Consider the following 15,189-nt stretch of genomic DNA (forward strand, 5'->3'; position numbering starts at 1 on the left):
AGATGCAATTGTGCCGCGTCGCCGCACGTGCCACAAGCAACCGTAAGGAAAGGCCCAACCGGACCCGGCCAGCGACGCCGCCGCATCAGTGAAGCTGCTGGTAGATCTGCTCGGCGAGCGAGCGCGAGATGCCCTCCACGCTCGCCAGATCCTCCACGCTCGCCGCCATGACGCCGCGCAGGCCGCCAAAGCGCGCGAGCAGGCGCTGGCGACGCTTCGCCCCCACGCCCTCCAGCTCTTCGAGACGCGAAGTCTGGCGCGTTTTGCCGCGCTTCGCGCGCATGCCCGTGATGGCGAAGCGGTGCGCTTCGTCGCGGATCTGCGCGACGAGCATGAGTGCGGCGCTCTCCTTGCCGAGTTCGAGCGGCGCACGGCCGTCGGCGAACACGAGCGTTTCGAGGCCGACCTTGCGGCCCTCGCCCTTCGCCACGCCCACCAGCATCGCCGGATCGAGACCCAGTTCGGTGAACACCTGGCGCGCGATCTCGACCTGCCCCTTGCCGCCGTCGATCAGGACGATGTTGGGCAGCGTGCCGCCGGGCGGCGGGGCTTCGACTGCCTCGCTGGCCTCCACGGCTTGCGACGCTGCATCCGGGTCGGCCGGATCGGGCGCAGGCACGGACAGCCCAGGCGCCTCGCCGGCTTCGGCGCGCGCCGCTTGCGCGACCATCTTTTCGTAGCGCCGCGTGAGCACCTGGCGCATGGCGGCGTAGTCGTCGCCGGGCGTGATGCCGGTGATGTTGTAGCGCCGGTATTCGGCCGACTGCATCTTGTGATGGTGATACACCACGCATGAGGCCTGGGTCGCCTCGCCCATCGTGTGGCTGATGTCGAAGCACTCGATGCGCAGGTGCGCGAGATCGTCCAGCTCGAGCCCGAGCAGTTGCGCGAGCGTGCGCGTGCGGGCCTGCTGCGAGCCCTGCTCGGAGAGCAGACGCGCGAGCGCGAGCCGCGCATTCTGTTCGGCCATGGCAAGCCATGCGCGCTTCTGACCTTGCGGCTGACGCAGCACCGTGACCTTGTGTCCGGCCTGCTCGCTCAGCACGTCCACGAGTTCGCGGTTCGCGGGCGGATGGCTCACCACCAGCACGGGCGGCACACGGTTGCCGAAGTAATGCTGCGCGATGAAGGCGTCGAGCACTTCGGATTCGATGCCGATCTCGCGCTTTCTGCGCGCATCCGCCTGCGGCTCGAGTGCGGACGTGGCGGTTTCGGCATCGCTTGCCGCGTCGTCATCGTCGGCGAGATCGGCCGCGATGGCGAGCGGGTCCGCTTCGAGCGCCGCATCGTCCTGTGCGTCTTCCGCCTGCGCTTCCTCGACGTAGTCCTCCACCGTCTTGCGCGCGAGCGTGGGCAGCGACTTCAGCGCGCTTGCCGCGACCACGGTCTCGCTGTCGATTTCCTCGGCGACGCCGCCCTCCTCGTCGGTCAGCGCACGCTCCACGTGCGCGGGGAAATAAGCCTTGTCGCCCAGATGCCGGCCGCCGCGCACCATCGCGAGATTCACGCAAACGCGCCCGCCCAGCGCCACCACGGCAAGAATGTCGACGTCGCTCTCGCTGCCCGTTTCGATGGCCTGTTGATGCAGCACCGTCGAAAGCGAACTCATCTGATTGCGCACGGAGGCCGCCTGCTCGAACTTAAGCTCCGAGGCGAACGCGTGCATCTTCGTCTCGAGTTCCTTCATCACCTCGTTCTGACGGCCCAGCAAAAAACGCGATGCGTTGTTCACGTCGCGCGCGTAATCCTCTTCGCTGATGGCGCCCACGCAAGGCGCCGTGCAGCGACCGATCTGATGCAGCAGGCAAGGCCGCGTGCGGTTGTTGAACACCGAGTCCTCGCAGGTTCGCAACTGGAATACGCGCTGCAGGATCTGGATGCTCTCGCGCACCGCCGACGCACTCGGAAACGGCCCGAAGTACTGGTTGTTGCGATCCACCGCGCCGCGGTAGTACGCCATGCGCGGGAACTTGTGCCCGGTGATCTTGAGAAACGGATACGACTTGTCGTCGCGAAAAAGGATGTTGTAGCGCGGTGTGAGCGCCTTGATGAGGTTGTTCTCGAGCAGCAGCGCCTCGGCCTCGGAACGCGTGACCGTGGTTTCGATGCGCGCGATACGCGTGATCATCATCGCGATGCGCGGCGAAAGCTGCGTCTTGGTGAAGTAGCTCGATACGCGCTTTTTCAGGTCGCGCGCCTTGCCGACGTAGAGCACCGCGCCTTGCGCGTCGTAGTAGCGATACACGCCCGGCAGATGCGGCAACTGCGCGAGCGCCTTTTTCGGGTCGAAAACGTCGGTGTCGGTCATCCAGTTTCGGGGACGGGCGGTGCGTCGAGAGAGATGAGACCTGGCCCAGCGCCGCCGTCGCGACGCATTCATGGCTGTGTCCTAGAATCGCAAGTTTAGATCATTCCATGCCGCACGGAACCTGCGCCGAACTTGCCGGCCGGGCGTTCTGCACCCGCTTGCTGCATGGCGGTCCCGATTCTCCGCGTCACCCGCTACCTATGACAGAAGCCCCCACACCCACCGCCGTCAGCGCTAGCGCCATTGCCTGCGACCTCTTTTGCGCCGTCATCGACAATTTCGGTGACATCGGCGTGTGCTGGCGGCTCGCACGCCAGCTCGCGCACGAGCACGGCTGGCAGGTGCGCCTCTTCGTCGACGACTTGCACGCGTTTCGCAAGCTCTGCCCCGCGCTCGACCCGAGCCGCGCCACGCAATCGGTCGAAGGCGTGCTCGTCGAGCACTGGCACGCGCCGGAGCATGCGGGCGACACGCTGCAAATCGCCGATGTCGTGATCGAGGCGTTCGCGTGCGAGCTGCCGGGCGTCTACGTCGCGGCGATGGCCGAGCGTGCGCGCAAGCCCGTCTGGCTCAACCTCGAATATCTGAGCGGCGAGGACTGGGTCGCCGACTTTCATCTGCGGCCGTCGCCGCACCCGCGTTACGCGCTCGCCAAGCACTTCTTCTTTCCCGGCCTCGGACCCGGCACGGGGGGCGTGCTCAAGGAGCGCACGCTCGACGCCGCGCGCGCGGACTTCGAGCGCTCACCGGACGAGCGCGCCGCATGGTGGCAGCGCGCCACGGGCGGCCCACCGCCCGGGCCGGAAGCCACCGTGATCTCGCTCTTCGCCTATGAGAATCCCGCCGTCGACGCGCTGCTCGAGCAATGGCGCGACGGCGCGAAGCCGGTGGTCCTGCTCGTGCCGGAGGGCCGCATCTCTGGCGCGCTCGCGCGCTTTTTCGGAGAGCCGGCGTTCGGTGCAGGTTCGCAGGCCACGCGCGGCGCGCTTCGCGCGCACGCGCTGGCGTTCACCGAGCAGCGCGGTTACGACCCCCTGCTCTGGGCGAGCGACCTCAACTTCGTGCGCGGCGAGGACTCGTTCGTGCGCGCCCAATGGGCCGCGCGACCGTTCGTGTGGCACATCTACCCGCAAGCCGACGACGCCCATCTGCCCAAGCTCGACGCCGCGCTCGCGCACTACGGCCGCACGCTGCCGAAGGCACCGCGCGCCGCGCTCGAACGCTTTTGGCATGCGTGGAACGGCCGCGGCACGCCGGACTGGGCCGATTTTGCGCAGCATCTGCCCGCCTACGCGGCGCGCGCCAACGCCTGGGCGGCCGAACTCGGGCAGGTTGGCGATCTCGCCGGAAATCTCGCCGAGTTCGCAAAAAGTCAGTTAAAATAAGCGGTTATCCGACGGCAACCGTCTCAAGCGCTTCGAGTTCCGCGGCCCCCATCGTGCACGCATGAAAGAGGGTCGCAGCAACTGCACCTGCTGCAGCAACCGAATCCGCTTGCGACGTTTGCCGTCGAGCACACTCGAAGCTACTTAATCTGGACAGGACAGTTTTTTACTATGAAGACCGCACAGGAACTCCGCGTCGGCAACGTCGTGATGATCGGTAACGACGCGATGGTCGTGCAGAAGGCCGAATACAACAAGTCGGGCCGCAACGCCGCCGTCGTCAAGATGAAGTTCAAGAACCTGCTGACCGGCGCGGGCATGGAAACCGTGTACAAGGCGGACGACAAGTTCGACGTCGTCGTGCTGGATCGCAAGGAAGTGACGTACTCGTACTTCGCCGACCCGATGTACGTGTTCATGGACGCCGACTACAACCAGTTCGAAGTCGAAGGCGAGATGATGGGCGACGCCCTGAACTACCTCGAAGACGGCATGGCTTGCGAAGTCGTGTTCTACAACGAGAAGGCCATCTCGGTCGAACTGCCGACCGTGCTGGTGCGCGAGATCATCTACACGGAACCGGCCGTCAAGGGCGACACGTCGTCGGGCAAGGTCCTGAAGACCGCCAAGCTGAACACCGGTTTCGAGCTGCAAGTGCCGCTCTTCTGCAACATCGGCGACAAGATCGAAATCGACACGCGTACGAACGAGTACCGCAGCCGCGCCTAACGGCGGGCTGACGACAGCCTCAGGCCGAAAAGGCGCCCGCCCGCTGCCCCAGCGGCAAAAGGCGGACACCGCTATGAAAGCGCCCCCCGGGGCGCTTTTTCTTTTTTTGCCGAACGTGTATGTTTGAGAGTGCTACGGAAAACCTTACCGGTTATGCGCGATGGATTACGTGCTTGCCGCCTTTAGCAGACAAGCGGCGAGCAAGGGCAGCGCGCACCGGTCAAAGTGACTCCCGCGGCACGATTTCTGCTGTGGGGTGAGAGAGCATGCGTACCACGCTCTTTCCCCTTTTCAGGAGAAACACAATGAACAACGACATTGCCGAAGGCAAGTGGAAGCAGTTGATCGGCAAGGCCAAAGCGGCATGGGGCGAGCTGACGGACGACGAACTCGCAAAAGCCGAAGGCCGTGCGGATCGGCTCGCCGGGCTTATCCAGGAACGTTACGGCAAGACGCGTGACGAGGCGGAACTGGAAGTGCGCCGCTGGTTCGACGCGCACCGGCCACGCGACTGACGCACCGTCCACGGCATGGCCGGTACGGACGTCGCCCACTTGCAGGCAAACAGGGGGTTGCACGCATGCCAAAGCGCCTGGCGCTTCGGGCTTGCGCTGCTGCTCGGCCCCGCCGGCAGTTCACTGCCCGGCAACGCCGTCGCGCCCCCGTTCTGGCGCAGCACAACTGGGAGGACCGGAACTGAACACCCTGCTACGAGACATCTCCGTGATCTCGGTGAATTCTTTCGCATCGTGCCGCGCTCCCGCGCGCCGCGCGGCTGCCTGCCGGGGCGCACGCGCTACCCGCGCGCGCAGCACCGGCGCGACTGCGCTCATCCGTAAGCCGCTACCGCCATGCCACACGCCCTGATTGTCGAAGACGATCCCAATAGCCTGTCAGGTCTGTCTGCGATCCTGTCGGCCGACGGGTTCTCCGTCGACACCGCTGCCACCCTCGCCGAAGCGCGTGCCGCCCTTGCGCGCTTCATCCCCGACGTCGTACTCGTCGACCTGAACCTGCCCGACGGCGGCGGCCTCGAGTTGCTGCCGCATTTGCCGGCGCAGCCGCCAGGCGGCGCCCTGCCGGTGATCGTGATGACCGGCAACGCCACGGTCGAAAGCGCGATCGAAGGCCTGCGCCACGGCATCTGGGACTATCTGCTCAAGCCCGTCAACATTCCGCGCCTGCGCAGCCTGCTCGCACGCATTCCGCGTCCCTACGAGCTAACCGAGGAGGTCAGCGCGCTGCGCGCGACACTGCGCAAGATGGGCCACTTCGGGCCGATGCTCGGCCGCAGCAGCGCGATCCAGCATGTCTACGACACGCTCGAACAGCTCGCGCCCACCGAAGCGGCGCTGCTCGTGCACGGCGAAGCCGGCACCGGCAAGGAAGTCGCGGCGCGCACGCTGCACCAGCTGAGCCGCCGCCGCAAGGGGCCGTTCATCGTGTGCGACGCCCGCTCGCTCGTGGCCGAAGCGGCCGCGGGCCGGCCGCTGGCGAGCGTGCTGTTCGGCCACGAGCGCGGCGCGTTCACGGGCGCGGAACAGCGCGAGCCGGGTCTCGTCGATCAGGCGAGCGGCGGTACGCTTTTCATCGACGAGCTGACCGACCTGCCGCGTGAGCAGCAGGAAACACTGCTGCGCGCGCTCGATTCTCAGACCTTCATGCGCGTGGGCGGCAACAGCGAGGTAGGCACCGATTTCCGCCTGATCGCGGCCACCCATGCGAACCCGCGCGAAGCCGTCCAGCAGGGTGCACTGCACGAGGATCTCTGGCTGCGCCTCGATGCGGCGGCGATCCAGCTGCCGCCGCTGCGAGAGCGCGACGACGACGCCGCCCTGCTCGCGCTCGCCTGCATCGACGAACTCAATCAGGAGGCCCAGGCGCACGGTCTGGCCGGCGCGACGCGGCTCGTCGCGCCCTCGTTTATCCGCGAGTGCCTCGCGTACGACTGGCCCGGCAACGTCCGCGAACTGCACGAACGCGTGAGGCGCGCGTGGCACGCCTCGGGCGAGGTGCTCGAGACGCTGCAGGCCGAGGAAAGCAGCGGCGCGGGCCCGCGCGAGATGAACGGCGGCCGCGTGCAGGTCACCGTGGGCACGCCGCTCGCCGACGTGGAGGAAATGCTGATCCGCGCGACGCTCGACGCCGTGGGCGGCACGCGGCACCGCGCCGCGTCGCTGCTCGGCATCAGCCCCAAGACGCTCTATAACAAGCTCCAGCGCATGCGGCTCAACTGAATCGGCAAAACCCACGCATGTTGTAAAAAGGCTGTCCTTCGTTTCCGAAGGACAGCCTTTTTCATTCCACCGATGCAGCAATCAGCACATCAAGGCAGCACGCTGCGCAGTAACGCCTGCGCCTCGATGTACCCCGGGTCCGCTACCATCCTGTCCCAGCGCTGCGCCTTGCCGCGCGCGCGCATGCGCTTGATGCGCAGCCCCGAAGCCTTGGGCGCGCGGCGCGGCTCCATCGTACGCAACGCGTCGAGCACCTTCCCGGCTTCGTGCGGTTGGTTGCAGATCAGCACCATGTCGCAACCCGCTTCGAGCGCGGCGCGCGCGCCCTCGGTGAGCGTACCGCCCTGGCGCGCGGCCTCCATCGAGAGGTCGTCGCTGAAGATCGCGCCCGTGAAGCGCAAGCGCTTGCGCAGCACTTCCTCGACCCAGATGCGCGAGAAGCCCGCGGGCTTCGCATCGACCTTCGGATAAATCACGTGCCCCGGCATCACCGCCGTGAGCGAGAGACCGAGCCAGTCGTAAGGCTGTGCGTCTTCGCCGAGGATCGCTTCGAGCGGACGCTCGTCGACGGGCACCGCGACGTGCGAGTCCGCCGTCGCGAAGCCATGCCCCGGGAAATGCTTGCCGCAATTGGCCATGCCCGCAAGGGATAGCCCGTGATTGAGACTCTTGGCGAGCAGCGTGACGACACGCGGATCGCGATGGAACGCGCGATCGCCGACCACCTTCGACTGGCCGTAGCCGAGATCGAGCACCGGCGTGAACGAGAGATCGATGCCGCACGCGCGCAACTCGCTCGCGAGGATATAGCCCACCGCCGTCGCGAGCTTGGTGGCGAGCAGCACATCCTTGTCCCACAAGGCGCCGAGGCGCCCCATGGCGGGCAGCACGGTGAAGCCGTCGGTGCGAAAGCGCTGCACGCGGCCGCCTTCGTGGTCGACGGCGATCAGCAGGTCCTCGCGCACCGAGCGGATGGCGTCGGTCAGCGCAACGAGCTGCGCGCGGTTCTCGTAGTGACGCGCGAACAGGATCACGCCGCCCGTCATCGGGTGTGCGAGGCGACGCACGTCGTCGTCGTTCAGCGTGGTGCCGACCACGTCGAGCATGACTGGCCCGGGATTATTCTTCATCGATGAGTTTTGCGTAGATGCCGCGCAACGCACGGCGAAAGATATCAACCGTTGATTTCCGCAACCACGAACGACACCGCGTAGTCATGCTCGTCGGTGATGCTCACGCGCGCCGTGATACCGCGTTCGTCGAGCCACCGCGCGAGTTCGCCCGAAGCGACGATCACCGGACGGCCGCCCGGCTCGTTGAGGGTCTGCATGGCGCGCCAGGTCATCGGCATACGCATGCCGAGGCCGATCGCTTTCGAGAACGCCTCTTTCGCGGAGAACCGCGTGCATAGATACGCGAGGCCCCGCGCCGCCGAGCGCGCCTTGCGCGCCTCGTAGACGGCGAGTTCGTCCGGGCCGAGCACGCGCGGCGCGAAGCGCCCGTTGGTGCGCTCCATGACCGCCGCCACTCGGCTCACCTGGATGATGTCGGTGCCGATACCGTAGATCGCCATGAGACTCCCGTCGATGTCTGTCGATTGCGCCTGACGCGATGGCGCGGGGTAGCAGTCAGCCGCGCGTGCCGAGGCGCGCCGCAACCATGATCGCCTTCATTTCGCGCACCGCGTTCTCCCAGCCCGCAAAAATTGCGTGCGCAACGATCGCGTGGCCGATGTTCAGCTCGACGATGCCGTCGATGGCCGCGATCTGCTGCACGTTCGTATAGTGCAGACCGTGGCCGGCATTCACCTTCAGTCCGAGGCTGTTGCCGCAGCTCACGCCGGTGACCACGCGCTCGTATTCGCGCTCCTGCTCGCCGGCGTCGTGCGCCTCGGCGTAGCGGCCCGTATGCAACTCGATCACGGGCGCGCCCGTTTCGTGCGCCGCGCGAATCTGCGTTTCGTCCGGGTCGATGAAAAGCGAGACGCGGCAGCCCGCATCGGCAAGTTGACGGCAGGCGGCGGCAACGGCGTCGAAGTGGCCCGCGACGTCGAGGCCGCCTTCGGTCGTCAGTTCCGCGCGCTTTTCGGGCACGAGGCAAACGTCATGCGGCTTGATCTCGCACGCAATGTCGAGCATCTCGGGCGTCACCGCGCATTCGAGATTCATGCGCGTTTTCAGCTGCGGACGCAGCGCGCGCACGTCGGCGTCGACGATATGGCGGCGATCCTCGCGCAGATGCAGCGTGATCGCGTCGGCGCCCGCCTCTTCGGCGAGAAGCGCCGCGCGGATCGGATCGGGATAAGCGGTGCCGCGCGCGTTGCGCAGCGTGGCGACGTGATCGATGTTCACACCGAGGTCGATCACGTTGGGCGAAGTGAGAAAGAAGCTCATAGGTTCTGCAAGTCGATCAGAATCTGGCGCGTCGCGAGCGGCGTGCCGCCAAGGTACGTGTTCAGCAGGAAGCGCATGAGCGCCTTGCTCTGCGCAACCGTCTGGGGTCGATGGTAATCGTCCTCTTCCATGTCGAGCAACGTCTGACCCGAAAGCCGGGGCCATTGAGAAGGCCATTCATCCGATGCTTCGCGCACGCCGCGTTCCGGATCGAACACGTAGCGCCCTTCGGCCGCGACGGTCTTGCGGTTCACGGTGCGGCTGAGCGCGAGCGCGTAGCCGGCCTCGCGCAGCAGCACGCGCTCGAACGAGCGCAGCACCTGCACGGGCGGCTCGTCGTGCGCGAGGCGCGTGAGCGTCACGACGTAGTGGCGAAAGAGTTCGGGGTGCGGGTCTTCGCGCGCGATGAACTTCACGAGCAGCTCGTTCACGTAGAAGCCGCACAGGAGCGCGTCGCCGGTCAGCGGCAACATGCCGCCGACCCACTCGGCGCCCGTGAGTGTGCGCACCTCGCCCTTGCCGGTCCACGAAAGCGCGAGCGGCTGGAAGGTTTGCAGCACGCCGCGCAACGCCGAATGCGGACGCTTCGCGCCCTTCGCGACGAGCGCCACGCGGCCGTGATCGCGCGAGAGCACATCGATGATGAGGCTCGTCTCGCGGTACGGATAGCTGTGCAGCACGAAAGCCGGCTGCTCGGCGATGCGGTAATCGGGGGTCGTGCTGCGTGAAGCGCGCGGCAATTGCGAGCGCGCGGTGGTCTTGCGGCCGTTGCGCGGTTCGGCGCGGCCTTCGAGCGTGGCGTCGGCGCCTTCGGTCATCGCGTTGCGCGTGGCGGCGCCTTTCGTCGCCTTCGTGCTGCGCGTGCTCGTCGCACTTTGGGTGCCTTTCGCGGGCGAGCGACGCGCGCTGCGGGAACCGGTCGGTTCGTCCGCAGCGATTGCCTCGTCGGCCTGCGCGTCATCGTGCGCGGGCCAGTCGTCGTGCAGGGTTCCGGCTGCGCCGTCACTCATACGCGGTGCCCGTCGTGCTTACTCGTAACCGTAGGCGCGCAGCCCGGCTTCGTTATCGGCCCAGCCGCTCTTCACCTTCACGAAGGTTTCGAGGTAGACGGGACCGTCGAACAGCTTCTCCATATCGAGTCGCGCCTCGGTGCTGATCTGCTTGAGCTTCGCGCCCTTCTGGCCGATCACCATCGCCTTCTGCGTGTCTCGCTCGACGAGAATCGTCGCGAAGACGCGGCGCAGCCGCCCTTCCTGCTCGAACTTGTCGATCAGCACCGTGCTCGTGTACGGCAGTTCGTCGCCGGTCCAGCGGAACACTTTCTCGCGCAGGATTTCGGCTGCGAGGAAGCGCTCGCTGCGATCGGTGAGGTCGTCTTCGCCGTAGATCGGCTCGCCTTCGGGCAGATACGGCTTGAGCGTCGCGAGCAGGCGCTTGATGTCGTCCGGATTATTTGCCGAAAGCGGCACGATCTCGCGGAATTCGCGCAGACCCTGCACCTGCTGGATGAACGGATACAGCGTGCCCTTGTCGGTCACGCGGTCGATCTTGTTGGCGATCAGGATCGTGGGCGCACTCGGGGGAATCAGGTCGAGCACTTTCTGGTCGTCGGGACCGAACTTGCCGGCCTCGATCACGAACAGCACGGCATCGACCGAGCTGAGCGTGGAGGTCACCGCGCGGTTCAGCGAGCGGTTGAGCGCCGTGCTGTGGCGCGTCTGGAAACCGGGCGTGTCGACGAAGATGTACTGCGCGTCGTCGATCGTGTTGATGCCGGTGATGCGATGGCGCGTAGTCTGCGCCTTGCGCGACGTGATGCTGATCTTCTGGCCGACCAGCGCGTTCATCAGCGTCGATTTGCCAACGTTCGGACGGCCGACGATCGCGACCATGCCGCAACGGAAACCGGCAGGAGTGGAAGTGGGAGCGTTCATGATCGGACCGGAATAGAAAAACGGGAGGCGCGCTCGCGGCGCGCCTCGGTGGAATCAGTGGCCGGCATCGGCCGCGCGCACGGGAATGGCCGTCGTGGCTTCGGCATGGGTCTGGGCGTCGGCGCTGGTGCCGCCGGCCGTTGCGGTTTGCGCGCGCTCGACAGTGCGCAACGCCGCTTCGGCCTTCACCGCGGCCGAACGGTGGCCGATGGCGCCGGCGCTCGGCACGGCGTCGAAGCCAGTGACCTTGTCGACGGGCTTGTCGCTGGCCTTCTCTGCACCGCGTTCGGCCTTCTCTGCGGGCTTTTCAGCCGGTTTGTCCTTCTCCGCCGGACGCTCCTGGACGTGCGCCGCGCGGATCACCGCGAGCGGCGCGCCTTCGGCTGCCGCGGTTTGCGACGGACGCTCGGCGCGCGCCGAGGCACGCTCGCGGCGTTCCGGCGAGCGCAGATCGAGCGCGCCCTGCACGCCGGTCACGCCGGGGACGACCTCGGGTTCCGCTTTGGGCGCACGCGCGCCCTTTGAGCGGCGCGGCTTCGCAACCAGCGCGGGCGCCGCAGCCATGACCTCGTCGAGTGCCTTCTTCGCTGCGGCCTGCTCCGCCGCGCGACGGCTCGCGCCCGAACCCGACACCTTCACGTCGAGCTTCGGCACCGTGCATTCGACTTCGAACTGCTGATTGTGCGCCGCACCATGCGTCGCGACGACCGTGTAGGTCGGCAGCGCGATCTTATGACCCTGCAGGTACTCCTGCAGCAGCGTTTTGGAATCCTTGCCAAGCGTGCGCGGATCGATGTGATCGAGGATCGGCACGTAGAGGCGCTTGATGACCGTCTGGGCGGCATCGAAGCCGCCGTCGAGGAAAATCGCCCCGAAGATCGCTTCCAGCGCGTCGGCGAGGATCGACGGGCGGCGGAAACCGCCGCTGCGCAACTCGCCTTCGCCGAGGCGCAGGCCGTCGGCGATATTGAGGGCCTGAGCAATCTCGTAGAGCGACTGTTGCTTGACCAGGTTCGCGCGCACGCGCGAGAGGTCGCCCTCGTCCAGCTTGCCAAAACGTTGGAACAATAGGGCAGCCACCGCGCAATTCAGAACCGAATCACCGAGGAATTCGAGGCGTTCGTTATGCGTGGCACTGTGACTGCGGTGGGTTAAAGCCTGGCGCAGCAATTCCGCATTGCGAAATTCGTAGCGCAGACGGCTTTCCAACGGAGATTGGGGCATGGGGAGAGTATAACGCGCCCGCCGCCCCCGGCGAAAACAGGGGGCGGCGGGCGAAAAACCGTGACGAAGCGACGTTACCGGGGATTCTTCAAGTAGCGCGCGAAGATGCGTTGCGAGTGAGACTCGTGCTCGCGCATACGCTTTTTGTTGCTGCTTCGATGGCTCCTTCGCGCGCATGCTCTACATGCATTGCACGTCGAGGCAACACGAATTACTCGAACGAACCGATGCGACGCAGGTTGCTGAAGTTCATCCAGATGAAGAACGCGCGGCCCACGATGTTCGCGTCGGGCACGAAGCCCCAGTAGCGGCTGTCCGCGCTGTTGTCGCGATTGTCGCCCATCATGAAGTAATGGCCCGCCGGCACCTTGCAGATCACGCCGCGCGCGTTGTACTGGCAGTTGTCGCGATACGGATAATCCTCTGCGCCTACGATGAACGGCGGCACCGCGGGGTTGTTGAGGATGTTGTTCTTGCGGCCGCTGCCGAGGTCCTCGGTGAACTGCTTCGCATAGCCGATGCGCTCTTCATCGAAGAAGTCGCCCTGCGGCACTTCCGGCACCGGCTTGCCGTTGATCGTGAGCTGCTTGTCCTGATACGAGACCACGTCGCCCGGCAGGCCGATCACGCGCTTGATGTAGTCGACCGACTCATCCTTCGGATAGCGGAACACGACCACGTCGCCGCGCTCGAGCGGCCGGCCCTGCGTGATCTTCGTGTTCGTGATCGGCAGGCGGATGCCGTAGTCGAACTTGTTCACGAGGATGAAGTCGCCCACGAGCAGCGTGGGCACCATCGAACCCGACGGAATCTTGAACGGCTCGACGACGAACGACCGTACGAGGAACACGATCAGGATGACGGGGAAGAAGCTCGCCGTGTACTCGAGCCACCACGGCTGGCGCAGCTTGTCGTTGCGCAGGTTCTGACGCGTGACAGGCGCGTTTTCATCGGCGAAGCGCTCGCCCACACGCTCCTGCTGACGGTCGAACTCCGCGACCGCCGCATCGGCGGCGAGGCGCCGGCGCGGCATGAACACCAGTTTGTCTGCAACCCACGCGACGCCCGTCAAGATGACGAGCACAAAGAGTATCAGCGCGAAATTCATGTAGAGATCCGTTGTCCGGCTTATTTGCGTTACTTATTTATCTTCGACACGAAGGATGGCGAGGAAGGCCTCTTGCGGAATCTCGACCGAGCCGACCTGCTTCATCCGCTTCTTGCCTTCCTTCTGCTTTTCGAGCAGCTTCTTCTTACGCGTGATGTCGCCGCCGTAGCACTTGGCCAGCACGTTCTTGCGCAGCGCCTTGATGTTCTCGCGCGCGATGATGTGCGCGCCGATCGCGGCCTGAATGGCCACGTCGTACATCTGGCGCGGGATGATCTCGCGCATCTTCGCCGCCACTTCGCGGCCGCGGTACTGCGACTGCGAGCGGTGGACGATGATGGACAGCGCATCGACCTTGTCGCCGTTGATCAGCATGTCGACCTTCACGACGTCGGAGGTGCGGTATTCCTTGAACTCGTAGTCCATCGACGCATAACCGCGCGACACCGACTTCAGACGGTCGAAGAAGTCGAGCACGATTTCCGCCATCGGAATTTCGTACGTGAGCTGCACCTGGCGGCCGTGGTACTGCATGTTGATCTGGTTGCCGCGCTTTTGCGTACAGAGCGTGATGACCGAACCCACGTACTCTTGCGGCATGTACAGGTTCACCGTCACGATCGGCTCGCGGACCTCGGCAATCTTCGAGGGCTCCGGCATCTTCGCCGGGTTCTCGACCTTGATCGTGCTGCCGTCCGCCTGCACGACTTCGTACACCACGGTCGGCGCCGTGGTGATGAGGTCCATGTCGAACTCGCGCTCGAGACGCTCCTGCACGATTTCCATGTGCAGAAGACCCAGGAAGCCGCAGCGGAAGCCGAAGCCCAGCGCCTGCGAAACTTCCGGCTCGTATTGCAGCGAGGCGTCGTTGAGCTTGAGCTTTTCGAGCGATTCGCGCAGCGCGTCGTACTGGTTCGCCTCGACCGGATAGAGGCCCGCGAACACCTGCGGCTTCACTTCCTTGAAGCCCGGCAGCGGCTCGGCCGCCGGCTTCGTCGCGAGCGTGACGGTGTCGCCCACCTTGGTCGCGGCGAGTTCCTTGATGCCGGCGATGATGAAGCCCACCTGCCCCGCCGAAAGCTGCTCGAGGTTGCGCGACTTCGGCGAGAACACGCCGACGTGCTCGACCGGATACTGCGCGCCGGTAGCCATCAGCTTGATCTTGTCCTTCGGACGCAGCGTACCGTTGACGATACGCACGAGCATCACCACGCCGACGTAGTTGTCGAACCACGAGTCGATGATGAGCGCCTGCAGCGGCGCTTGCGGATCGCCCTTGGGCGGCGGCACCTTGGCGATGAGCGCTTCGAGCACGTCTTCCACGCCGAGGCCGGTCTTCGCGCTGCAGCGCGTGGCGTCGGTGGCGTCGATGCCGATCACGTCCTCGATCTCTTCGATGGCGTTTTCGGGGTTGGCGGCGGGCAGGTCGATCTTGTTGAGCACCGGCACGACTTCCACGCCGAGTTCGATCGCGGTGTAGCAGTTCGCCACCGTCTGCGCCTCGACGCCCTGGCTCGCGTCCACCACGAGCAGCGCGCCCTCGCACGCGGAGAGCGAGCGGCTCACCTCGTAGGAGAAGTCGACGTGCCCCGGCGTGTCGATCAGGTTCAGGTTGTAGACCTTCCCGTCACGCGCCTTGTACGAGAGCGCAGCGGTCTGCGCCTTGATGGTGATGCCGCGCTCGCGCTCGAGATCCATCGAGTCGAGCACCTGCGATTCCATTTCGCGGTCGGACAAGCCGCCGCACAGCTGGATGATGCGATCGGCGAGCGTCGACTTGCCATGGTCGATGTGCGCAATGATCGAGAAGTTACGAATATGATCCATTCAGTGCCGATCAAGCGAAAAAGGCGCGCCCCAACGATAGCTGG

Annotated in this window: 13 protein-coding genes; 4 read left to right on the top strand and 9 right to left on the bottom strand. The window is 65.7% G+C overall.

The window, feature by feature from the left end:
* Nucleotides 1–85: 85 nt before the first annotated feature.
* A complete protein-coding gene (gene uvrC / locus BFD71_RS06925) occupies nt 86–2,308 on the bottom strand; it encodes an excinuclease ABC subunit UvrC (protein ID WP_069262558.1) in 2,223 nt (740 codons plus the stop codon).
* 200 nt (nt 2,309–2,508) lie between these two features.
* Between uvrC and earP the strand changes: the two genes are divergently transcribed.
* From earP to BFD71_RS06945, 4 genes are all read left to right on the top strand, one after another.
* Nucleotides 2,509–3,693, top strand: a complete 1,185-nt coding sequence (gene earP, locus BFD71_RS06930) for an elongation factor P maturation arginine rhamnosyltransferase EarP (RefSeq protein ID WP_069262559.1) — start codon at nt 2,509–2,511, stop codon at nt 3,691–3,693.
* A gap of 171 nt (nt 3,694–3,864) precedes the next feature.
* Nucleotides 3,865–4,422, top strand: coding sequence for an elongation factor P (gene efp / locus BFD71_RS06935; protein WP_069262560.1), 558 nt, complete (start codon nt 3,865–3,867; stop codon nt 4,420–4,422).
* Nucleotides 4,423–4,727: 305 nt separating this feature from the next.
* A complete protein-coding gene (locus BFD71_RS06940; protein WP_028206671.1) occupies nt 4,728–4,937 on the top strand; it encodes a CsbD family protein in 210 nt (69 codons plus the stop codon).
* A 336-nt stretch (nt 4,938–5,273) separates the two neighbouring features.
* Nucleotides 5,274–6,659, top strand: a complete 1,386-nt coding sequence (locus BFD71_RS06945) for a sigma-54-dependent transcriptional regulator (RefSeq protein ID WP_069262561.1) — start codon at nt 5,274–5,276, stop codon at nt 6,657–6,659.
* A gap of 89 nt (nt 6,660–6,748) precedes the next feature.
* Here the strand turns inward: BFD71_RS06945 and nagZ are convergent, their stop codons facing one another.
* The 8 genes from nagZ to lepA form a co-directional block, all read right to left on the bottom strand.
* A complete protein-coding gene (gene nagZ, locus BFD71_RS06950) occupies nt 6,749–7,789 on the bottom strand; it encodes a beta-N-acetylhexosaminidase (protein ID WP_069262562.1) in 1,041 nt (346 codons plus the stop codon).
* A 44-nt stretch (nt 7,790–7,833) separates the two neighbouring features.
* Entirely contained in the window at nt 7,834–8,232 is a 399-nt protein-coding gene (gene acpS, locus BFD71_RS06955) for a holo-ACP synthase (RefSeq protein ID WP_069262930.1), read from the bottom strand.
* Between the two features lie 55 nt (nt 8,233–8,287).
* Entirely contained in the window at nt 8,288–9,052 is a 765-nt protein-coding gene (gene pdxJ / locus BFD71_RS06960; RefSeq protein WP_069262563.1) for a pyridoxine 5'-phosphate synthase, read from the bottom strand.
* Nucleotides 9,049–10,062 (bottom strand): DNA repair protein RecO, encoded by a 1,014-nt coding sequence (gene recO / locus BFD71_RS06965; protein ID WP_069262564.1) that lies wholly within the window; start codon nt 10,060–10,062, stop codon nt 9,049–9,051. The genes pdxJ and recO overlap by 4 nt, the downstream gene beginning before the upstream one ends.
* Before the next feature lie 18 nt (nt 10,063–10,080).
* Nucleotides 10,081–10,986, bottom strand: a complete 906-nt coding sequence (era, locus tag BFD71_RS06970) for a GTPase Era (protein ID WP_069262565.1) — start codon at nt 10,984–10,986, stop codon at nt 10,081–10,083.
* Nucleotides 10,987–11,040: 54 nt separating this feature from the next.
* Nucleotides 11,041–12,210: a ribonuclease III gene (gene rnc, locus BFD71_RS06975; protein WP_083245114.1), complete on the bottom strand. Its 1,170-nt coding sequence runs from the start codon at nt 12,208–12,210 to the stop codon at nt 11,041–11,043.
* A 211-nt stretch (nt 12,211–12,421) separates the two neighbouring features.
* The gene (lepB, locus tag BFD71_RS06980; RefSeq protein WP_069262567.1) at nt 12,422–13,318 is read right to left on the bottom strand and encodes a signal peptidase I; all 897 of its coding nucleotides are present in this window, start codon (nt 13,316–13,318) and stop codon (nt 12,422–12,424) included.
* Nucleotides 13,319–13,351: 33 nt separating this feature from the next.
* Nucleotides 13,352–15,145, bottom strand: coding sequence for a translation elongation factor 4 (gene lepA, locus BFD71_RS06985; RefSeq protein ID WP_069262568.1), 1,794 nt, complete (start codon nt 15,143–15,145; stop codon nt 13,352–13,354).
* Nucleotides 15,146–15,189: the final 44 nt, after the last annotated feature.

Source organism: Paraburkholderia nodosa, from assembly GCF_001718195.1.
Taxonomy (GTDB): Bacteria; Pseudomonadota; Gammaproteobacteria; order Burkholderiales; family Burkholderiaceae; genus Paraburkholderia; species Paraburkholderia nodosa_A.

Bases quoted from the DNA above. Each gene is read 5' to 3' on its own strand.
- uvrC (WP_069262558.1), bottom strand. From the start codon at position 2,308: ATGACCGACACCGACGTTTTCGACCCGAAAAAGGCGCTCGCGCAGTTG.
- earP (WP_069262559.1), top strand. From the start codon at position 2,509: ATGACAGAAGCCCCCACACCCACCGCCGTCAGCGCTAGCGCCATTGCC.
- efp (WP_069262560.1), top strand. From the start codon at position 3,865: ATGAAGACCGCACAGGAACTCCGCGTCGGCAACGTCGTGATGATCGGT.
- BFD71_RS06940 (WP_028206671.1), top strand. From the start codon at position 4,728: ATGAACAACGACATTGCCGAAGGCAAGTGGAAGCAGTTGATCGGCAAG.
- BFD71_RS06945 (WP_069262561.1), top strand. From the start codon at position 5,274: ATGCCACACGCCCTGATTGTCGAAGACGATCCCAATAGCCTGTCAGGT.
- nagZ (WP_069262562.1), bottom strand. From the start codon at position 7,789: ATGAAGAATAATCCCGGGCCAGTCATGCTCGACGTGGTCGGCACCACG.
- acpS (WP_069262930.1), bottom strand. From the start codon at position 8,232: ATGGCGATCTACGGTATCGGCACCGACATCATCCAGGTGAGCCGAGTG.
- pdxJ (WP_069262563.1), bottom strand. From the start codon at position 9,052: ATGAGCTTCTTTCTCACTTCGCCCAACGTGATCGACCTCGGTGTGAAC.
- recO (WP_069262564.1), bottom strand. From the start codon at position 10,062: ATGAGTGACGGCGCAGCCGGAACCCTGCACGACGACTGGCCCGCGCAC.
- era (WP_069262565.1), bottom strand. From the start codon at position 10,986: ATGAACGCTCCCACTTCCACTCCTGCCGGTTTCCGTTGCGGCATGGTC.
- rnc (WP_083245114.1), bottom strand. From the start codon at position 12,210: ATGCCCCAATCTCCGTTGGAAAGCCGTCTGCGCTACGAATTTCGCAAT.
- lepB (WP_069262567.1), bottom strand. From the start codon at position 13,318: ATGAATTTCGCGCTGATACTCTTTGTGCTCGTCATCTTGACGGGCGTC.
- lepA (WP_069262568.1), bottom strand. From the start codon at position 15,145: ATGGATCATATTCGTAACTTCTCGATCATTGCGCACATCGACCATGGC.